This is a genomic window from Chitinophaga sp. (genome assembly GCF_036566945.1).
In the GTDB taxonomy this organism is placed as follows: domain Bacteria; phylum Bacteroidota; class Bacteroidia; order Chitinophagales; family Chitinophagaceae; genus Chitinophaga.
In genome coordinates this window covers 1-8,672 of record NZ_DATCVJ010000123.1, presented here as the reverse complement: position 1 = coordinate 8,672, position 8,672 = coordinate 1, and the positions used below count along the sequence as shown (strand labels likewise).

The 8,672-nt window shown below is 47.4% G+C and carries 3 protein-coding genes; 1 reads left to right on the top strand and 2 read right to left on the bottom strand.

Features of this window, described 5'->3' with window-relative positions:
• A partial coding sequence (locus VIP81_RS03585) for a thiamine pyrophosphate-dependent enzyme (protein WP_331957107.1) occupies positions 1-1,656 on the top strand: 1,656 nt, incomplete at its 5' end.
• A gap of 58 nt (positions 1,657-1,714) precedes the next feature.
• Here VIP81_RS03585 and VIP81_RS03580 read toward each other — a convergent pair.
• Together VIP81_RS03580 and VIP81_RS03575 are read right to left on the bottom strand one after the other, a co-directional pair.
• Positions 1,715-4,201 carry a BamA/TamA family outer membrane protein gene (locus tag VIP81_RS03580; RefSeq protein ID WP_331957106.1) on the bottom strand — a complete coding sequence of 829 codons (2,487 nt, stop codon included), beginning with the start codon at positions 4,199-4,201 and terminating at the stop codon, positions 1,715-1,717.
• Positions 4,185-8,672: translocation/assembly module TamB domain-containing protein (locus VIP81_RS03575; RefSeq protein WP_331957105.1), on the bottom strand; the 4,488-nt coding region annotated here is incomplete at its 5' end. The genes VIP81_RS03580 and VIP81_RS03575, both read right to left, overlap by 17 nt.

Here is an 8,672-nt window from a genome sequence, read left to right as displayed (position 1 = left end):
AGTTTAAATCATATAAATGATGCCGTGCGCCGTGATGGCAGGATACAGTGGATACATGTAAGACATGAAGAGGTGGGTGCTTATGCAGCCGGGGCGGAAGCACAATTAAACGGACTCGCTTGTTGTGCAGGTAGTAGTGGGCCCGGGCATGTACATCTGATCAATGGGTTATACGATGCACATCGTTCCGGCGCTTCTGTGCTGGCCATAGCATCGACCTGCGCCACCAATGAATTTGGAAGCGATTATTTCCAGGAAACGAATACCATCAAATTATTTGCGGACTGCAGTTGTTATAACCAGGTGGCCACTACTGCAGAGCAGGCGCCCCGTATGATGCAGGCGGCCTTGCAACATGCAGTGCATAAACATGGGGTGGCCGTGTTTGGTTTACCGGGAGATGTGGCGGCCGCTGATGCAAAGGATATACCTACCGCTACCAGGTTGTATCATCCCCGTCCGGTTATTTGCCCTTCTGCTCAGGAATTACAGGAGTTGGCGGACTTATTGGACGGTGCCGGGAAAATAGCCATTTATTGCGGACTGGGCGCCGTTCCTGCGCATGATGAGGTAGTAGCCCTCTCCAGTCTGTTAAAGGCACCGGTAGCCTATTCATTTCGCGCTAAAATGGGTATTCAGTACGATAACCCCAACGAAGTTGGGATGACGGGCCTGTTAGGGCTGGCGTCGGCCTATAAAAGTATGCATGAAGCGGATGTATTGTTGTTACTGGGGACAGACTTCCCTTACACGCCCTTTATCCCGGAAAAGGCTAAAATAGTGCAGATAGATATTCAGCCGGAGCGGCTCGGGCGCAGGGCCGTGTTGGAAATGGGGCTTTGTGGCGATATCAGCGATACGTTGAAGGCATTGCTGCCCTTACTGAAAGAAAATACGGATCGTAGTTTCCTCGATGCTATGGTGGAGTTTTATCAGGAGGTGCAGAAAAAAATGCAGACTTATGTAGACGATCAGGGAAAAGAAGATGCTATCAGCCCCGAATTTGTAGCGGCTACGCTGAATAAGGTGGCTGCCGATGATGCCATATTTACGGTGGATACCGGCATGACGAACGTATGGACTGCACGTTACCTGGAAGGTACCGGGAAACGAACCTTGTTAGGGTCATTCAACCACGGCTCTATGGCTAATGCCATGCCTCAGGCCATAGGTGCGGCTTTGGCACAACCGGGCCGGGAAGTATTTGCCTTATGCGGAGACGGGGGATTGACTATGCTGCTTGGAGATCTGATGACTATTAAACAGTATCATCTTCCTGTAAAAGTAATTGTGTTTAATAACCGCGCGCTAGGCATGGTAAAACTCGAAATGGAGGTAGCCGGATTACCGGATTGGCAAACGAACATGGTGAATCCTGATTTTGCTGCAGTGGCGGTAGCCATGGGATTTACAGCCTTTACCATTCACAAGCCGGAAGACGTAGAAACGGTGCTGGCACAAGCCAATAAAACAGCGGGGCCAGTATTGGTGAATGTGTTTACTAATCCCGAATCATTGGCCATGCCACCTAAAGTGGAATTTGCCCAAATGAAGGGATTTGCGCTGTGGATGGGGAAACTGATATTGGGAGGAAGATATGAGGATGTATTTGATGCCGTAAAATCAAACTATAAGCACCTGAAAGATGTGCTCTGAAAAACGTTGATGGGGAGACGAGCAGCATGGTATCATCTCCCCATCAATTTTTATTACTTTAAAACGGATATCCGATGGCGATGTTGAGGATTAAATTCTTTTTGCGCCAATCCGGGTCACCGAAATTAATTTTATTCAATACCCATCGCTCATTTTCCGGCAAATAAGGAACGCGGAACGGCATGGCCAGATCGAGGCGCACCACCACAATAGAGGCATCTATACGTAAGCCTACACCCCCACCCACTGCTATTTGCTTGTAGAAGGAACTGAATTCAAATTTACTTCCGGGTTTGTCCGGGACATCTTTTTGCAGCCAGATATTACCAGCGTCTATGAAAGCAGCTACATTAAATACGCTGGCCACGTGTATACGTAGTTCCGAGTTGAACTCCAATTTGATATCCCCAGCCTCGTTGGCCAGTAGTACTGCGGTATCCTGCGCTTTGTTATAGTAAGATCCGGGACCCAGCGTACGCGCCCTGAAAGCCCTGATGCTACTGCTACCACCGGTGAAGAATTGTTTTACAAATGGCAGGGTCGTGGAATTGCCGTAAGGCAAACCATATCCCAGTAACAGCCGGTTAATCCATTGCTTGCCCCTACCGATGCTCCAGTAATGGCGACCTTCTAAAGTAAGCCGCTCATATTGCGCAAAGGAGTTACCCAGTATGGTTCTTTGACCAGTATCGTTTTTGGGTATTAATAATCCGGCCAGATTACCGGAAATGTCCAGGTTACCGCTTAGGTAAAAAGTATGGACCCGATTGGGACGTTGATTATTAAATGTGATGGTATAATTACCTCCCAGGATAAATTGCTTTTCAATGGAAGCACGCTGGCTTGGATCATTGACCAGTATGCTGTCGTAGGCCGGCGTGGTTTTAGTAGGAAGTACATATGTAATGGCAATGGGCGCAAAAATATGACTCAGGTATTGTGTTCTTTGCCACAGATATTCTAATTGCAGCGTATATGCGTTAAGGTTATACAGCGCTGCTCTGCTGTATAATTCGTAACTGGCGCTAATCCGCGTTTTGGGTACATACGGCGTGCGTATATTCAACCCTCTGAAAGGCGTTATAAATCGTGGAAAGGTCACAGCAGCATCTGCACCAAACCCATAAGAATTAGATCCTCCTGCACTCTTGTTGCCGGTTTGCCATTCCAGCCCGCCACGTAACCCAATTTCCAGTAATGCGGCAGAACGCAGCCAGTTGCGGTTTTTAGCTGTTACCCTAATTTCAGATCCAATAAATCCATTGGACTTGGAAGTACCCCGAAGCTCTGTTTGCAGCGACCGGCGCTTATAGGGTGTTAAGTAAAATTTTGCATCCAGCCATCCACTATCCAGGGAGATCCGGTTATTCACCATAGCCCTGTAGTTACTGGCCAGGGCAGTATCACGGGAGTAGGTGGGGTCTCTTCTGTTACCGCGGCCGGAAGTATCCGTTCTGCCAGCATTATTTCTTCTGCCTGGCAGGTTAGGATCACCCCCCAGAATATTATGTATTGAAGTATCTCTTACTGGTGAAAACTGTCCTTTTACAAACTTGAATACTCCGAGATTAATCAATCGTTGCAGCGTAATATTATGGGAGCTGAGGCGATATAAGCTATCGGGCCGTAAAAATACAGAACGATCAAATGCTGTAGATTTGAAACGTTTTGCAGAATCAACGATGTATAGTCCTTTATATCTTACGGGAGTGCCCTGGGTAGAGCCGGAGTCATTGTCCAGGGAGTAATCAGGAAACAAGGTAATATCATGCATCCGATATGGCCGCAATGCCGCCAAGGGTGTATTATCTTTTATTTTTACAAACAGATTTACTTCACCCATTTGGGTACTGTCTGCCTGCACCAGTAAATAATCCGGTGTAAAATAATAGTAGCCTTGTTCTTTTAACATAGCGTGTATGCGTTCCCGTTCTGCCTTGATAGAATCAAGAGAATACGGTGCTCCCACTATCAGCGAGCTTTCCAGCCGGGTCTCTTTCATACTTCGGCCAATGGCGCTGGTATCAGTAATGTAAGCAACGGTTTTGATGGTATACCGGTGATTAGGCGTAGCGGTATAAATTATGGAAGCTTTTTTCTTACCGGAATTTTTAACAGCAGAAACAACATCCGATTGGAAATAGCCATTATCAACCAGGTAGCCTTCCAGTACTTTTGAGGTATAATCTGGTTTAGCCTGACTGAGTAATACGGGTGGCTCGCCCCATTTTTTACGGAGTAAATAGTTAAGACCTTTTCCTTTAGGCTCGTTGCCTAAGTTGTAGAGCCACAGCTTGATAGGCATGCCCAAAAATCTCCGGTTCCTGCCAGGACGAATTCTTTTTGTCATTCCATCCACGAGCGTGCTGTAATCACGTGGTTTTTTCTTCGTCACCGTATCTGTTATCCACTTTACATCGCTGCCGGTATATAGGCGATCACCTTCCGGGACTGTACGTGTGGTGCTACAGGAGCTGATCACCAGGTATCCCAGGCAAAACAGTATACAGAAGAAGATGGTGATATGGCTATTTGCTTTTCGCATCGGGCGTTGTCGTATTTTTATCGTCCTTTTTAGTTTTTTTCTTTTTGGAAGTCTTCTGCTTTGGAGCGTCAGATTTCGAGCGGTGTAAGATTTCCCTGAACTCATCGTAATCCATCACCAATGCAAACGCAACACCGGTTTCTACTACTTGTCCGTCAATAACGGTGGTGTTGTCATTGTTTTGGTATACCCGGATTCTGTAGCGGCCATCACGTGTAAGTTTGTATTGCACAGAGATATCACCAATCAGCGAGCTGGCATTTTGTTGGTTGCCCTGCAACATAATATTTGAACCAACGGAAACGCTTAAACGATCGTTGAACAGTTGTTTGGAAGCGCCTACTTTCAAATTGGTTGTTTCCTGGGCGCTGCCGGTAGAATAATCTTCCTGATTTTGTAAATCAAAATTGAGGTCTACGCCTTTTATCAGGTTGCCGGCTAAACTATTGAGTTGTTGAGACAGGATCTTGCTCACACTGTTTTTAGCCGCTTGTCCTACTCCGCCACCGGAGCCACCGTCGAGGGTACTCATGGGATCATCTGGAATGAAGGAATTCAACACGAGGAGTCCCATCACCTGTTTATTCAGTTCGGAAGGCACCTGGTTAATTTGCTTCAGGCGATTGTAAGGTGTACCGCTCAGTGTATTCCTGTCTTTTTCCGCTAAGTCCAGGCGGAAGCTGATATCCGGTTTTAGCAGGCTGCCTTTGATCATCAGAAACACCTGAAAAGGCATGCGCTGTTTATACATGTTGCGTTGTTCTGCACTCATGCTTTGCAGCTGATCGGCCACCAGGTCGTAGGCGGGTGCATTTACCGTGTATTTGGCGGTGATGTCCAGGTCTGCGCTGTTAGCATCTCCATTAAAGGAAATAAAGCTGCCTTTTTCAATATCAAAAGAACGTTTGATCAGTTGATTCAGCGACATTTCGTACTTACCTTCAGCTATTTCATACCGGCCTGTAAGACTTAACTTGCTGCTCGGATCCAGGGTGGCATTGATGCTGGCTGTACCTTTTGCCTGTACAAAATCACCGTTCTGCGAATCGATGATGATTTTGATTGTTGATTCCGGCGTAATATCCAGCGTGCCGGAAAGGTACATTCCTTTTAGCCGGGTGGTCCGGTATTTTAAACTGTCTTGTCTGGCCAGCAAGGCAGAGTCTATCGGTTGTGACGGGTCTATAAATTCCACCACTCCTTCCCTATTGGCCAGTCCGGGTTCATCCTGCGGCAAGGTCATGGTAACGCTGGATTTATCGCGGAGTTTTATGGTAGCATCAATCCTGGGAAGATCCAGCGAGCCACGGATTTTTACTTTGCTATCTATGTACGCCGGGCCGTAAATCCACTGATCGGGGTTTTGCTGGCGGCCGAGTGCCATGAAGTTATCAGCATTAACTTCAAGATTGAAATTGTAACGGGTGAAATCTTTTGTGTTGATACGGCCATCTACCACGAGTTCATTATTGGCGCTATCAGCTACCACGAGGTTGTTGAGCAGTATTCCTCTCTCGTCTATCACAATATCTTCATCCGGCAAGTGGAAAGTGCTGCCGATCATGGTCACCATTCCGGTGGCATTGTCGAAATGCAGGCTTCCAGTTACTTTCGGTGCAGATGGGGTGCCCGCGATATTGAACTGACCGTTGGCGCTACCGGACATTTTAGTGACGTTGCCCATGGTAAATGGTTCCATGGAAGCCATGCTCAGTTTATTAATGTTCAATTGCGCGTTGATGGTACTGTCGTAAGTACCTTCTACTTTAATATCGTTGTCGTTGCCACTCAACCCTGCAGTGAGCTTGTATTGACCAGGGCCATTATTTTCCACATTGGCATCCAGTGTCCCCATGCGTGTATTCTTTACCGTTAGGCTGTCTACTTTCAGGGTAGCATGGATCAGGGGAGATTTATCCCAGTTGTGTACGGAGGCTTCTGCATTCAGTATGCCATTGGCGAGTAAGGTATCTGTGGCCAGCAGTCCTGTGATGGTAGACAGCTGGAAATTGGCAATTTGGGCCTGTAATGCGGGTACAGCACCAGTATCACGCAGTGTGGCTATTTGTATGGATTGTTCTCCCTGAGACAGTTTGATATTAGCGGTATCTGGCGCGCCGTTTTTGATGCGCAGGATATTATTGTCTGCTACTGTCCAGGTTTGTTTGTTGAGCAGCAGGCCTGGTTTCAGCGATAGCTGCATGGCATTTTCTTTCAGGAAAGTGAATATGCCGCCCAGTTTATATTTGGGTTTTCTTTGCAGATCATCCAGCTGCAGATTAAAATCTACTACCCCGGTATTAGCGTTGGCAATAAGAAAAGTGTGGTATAGCGGAAACGTAGGATGTGCCATATGGGCCAGCGAAACGTTGGTTTGCATGGCGGTATCCAGGATGTGTGCATACAACCGGAGGCTATCTACCTGAATAGAATCATAGTTGACCTTCGGTAGATTGGCGTGCAGTACGAGCAGGCTGCTGTCGCTGTTTAAACGACCATTCATTACCAGCGGCACTTCCATGCGCAGGGTTGGTAGCATGGGCTGCAGGCTTTTAGGCCATATCAGCGAGGCATTCCATGCGAGGAGTTGACCTGCCGGAATTTTTATGATGTTAGCAGAATCTGTTGGCAGCAATGGTTTGTTGATAACGCCGGAAAAGGCGCTGCCTATTTTGGTGTAATCTATATGTCCGTAGGCATTGATTAAGCCAAATGGACTTTTTAATGTAATGTATTGCTGATCCTCGTATTTGGCGAGGAGCGCAATGCTATCCAGGGGAAATACCTGTCCGTTGGTCGCAATTTGCCAATTCGTTAAAAAGGCATTTCCTTCGATACGTTGCGGTTCAATGCTGTTGAAATCGGCGATCAGCTTGCCTTGTATGGTGAGCGGTTCAGTGTACCAGTGTGTGGCGTACAGGTCGGCTTTAGCCAGGTCCATGTTTACTTTAAGGTCCTGTATGGTGGTATCAATCAGCTGACCGCTAATGTCAAACGTAGCGGTAATACTGCTGTCGGCGCTTTCTCCCTGTGCCTGAAAGGCGCCATTGTTGATATCGGCATTTACATTTACATCGTTGTACGTATAGGCGTTATAGGTAGCCTCGTTTAATTGGATGGCTGCTTTAGCCACCATTTTATTAATCGTATATCCCTGACCGGTAGCCGTTAAATTTCCTGACATCCACCCATAAGTGGTATCATAAAGCATGATACCTGGGTTGGCGCGGAAATAAGGAACGCTTACTGTATAGCTGCTGCGGATACTGTCTGTTATATTTACCAGGTGCGCATTGATGTTGGCATTGGCGTAATCGCTTTTGAGCTGCAGCTGTGTGGTCAGATCTTTTATGCCTCCTTTGAACATACCGGTAATGAGCATATGCTCTGGTATGCGGGGGGTATCAGGCAAGGTTCCGGCGGGTAGCCAGGAGCGCAGCGGTTTGTTGCCGGATTGAATATAAAGGTTTGGCAGATTGGCGCTGAGCAGGTCCGGATTGGTGGCGTGTAATACCTGACCATTATCGGCTTTAATCAGGTTGCCTTCATGGTCATTGATATATAATTGTTTGATGTTTAGCTCGCCGAGTGTGCCTTTTAATATAGCCGCGAGCGTTAATTCCTTTTTCCAGAGTGGTGCAAATGATTTGTTTTTGCGTGCATCGGGAACGAAGGGCAGCCATTCTCCCAGTGTTATATGCACAGAGTCGAGGTTGGCATCCAGTCCCAGCTGATCCAGTTTATCGGAAATGCCGGCCCATGAAGGAACGGTTACAATGATCTGTTTGCGGAGAATACTTTTATTTGTTTGCAGCAGGAAGTTGCGTAATGCCAGGGTATGTGGGGTAAACAGTACATCCATATTGGCTTTGCGGATGGCGAAGCCGGATTTATCCTGTGCGGTTAATGATTTTATAGCTACAATAATGCTGTCGGGCTTGTACCTGATATTATTGATTTTACTGGAGAATTGGGTCAGCATCAGGTGGTTATAATCAGGATCCGGGCCCGCGGCTTTAGGAGCGGGTCCGCCGTTATCATATTTGAGGGCCAGTTTATCCAGATTAACCTGTGTGGCGAAAACCTGCCAGGTATTTGGTGTCGTGTCTTTTGGCGCCGCGGGGATGGAGTCTTTTCCGGGCAGCATCATTACAAATCCGGTGGTGCTACTGATGGTCAGGTCGCCCACCTGTACGCGGGTAGAATCCTGATCTATGCTGCTATTGCGAAGTTGCAATGCCGCGATGTTCCAGGCGGTAGAAATGCCACTGCCCTCATCGGAGTACACGAAGCTGCTGTTATGGATCTGCAGTTTTTTCAGCAGCAGGTGGAGCGAAGCACTGTTCGTATCTGCCGGTGGTGGTGGTGGCGCCGCAGCCGTTACTGTCGGTGCAATATAGCTTTGGCGGAAGAAGCCTTTCAAGCCATCCAGGGTAATACCTCTGAAGGCGTAGATGCCATCGTCTATCAG

What these genes read in the sequence shown, in the direction of transcription:
- VIP81_RS03580 (WP_331957106.1), bottom strand. Translation starts at nt 4,201, where the DNA reads ATGCGAAAAGCAAATAGCCATATCACCATCTTCTTCTGTATACTGTTT.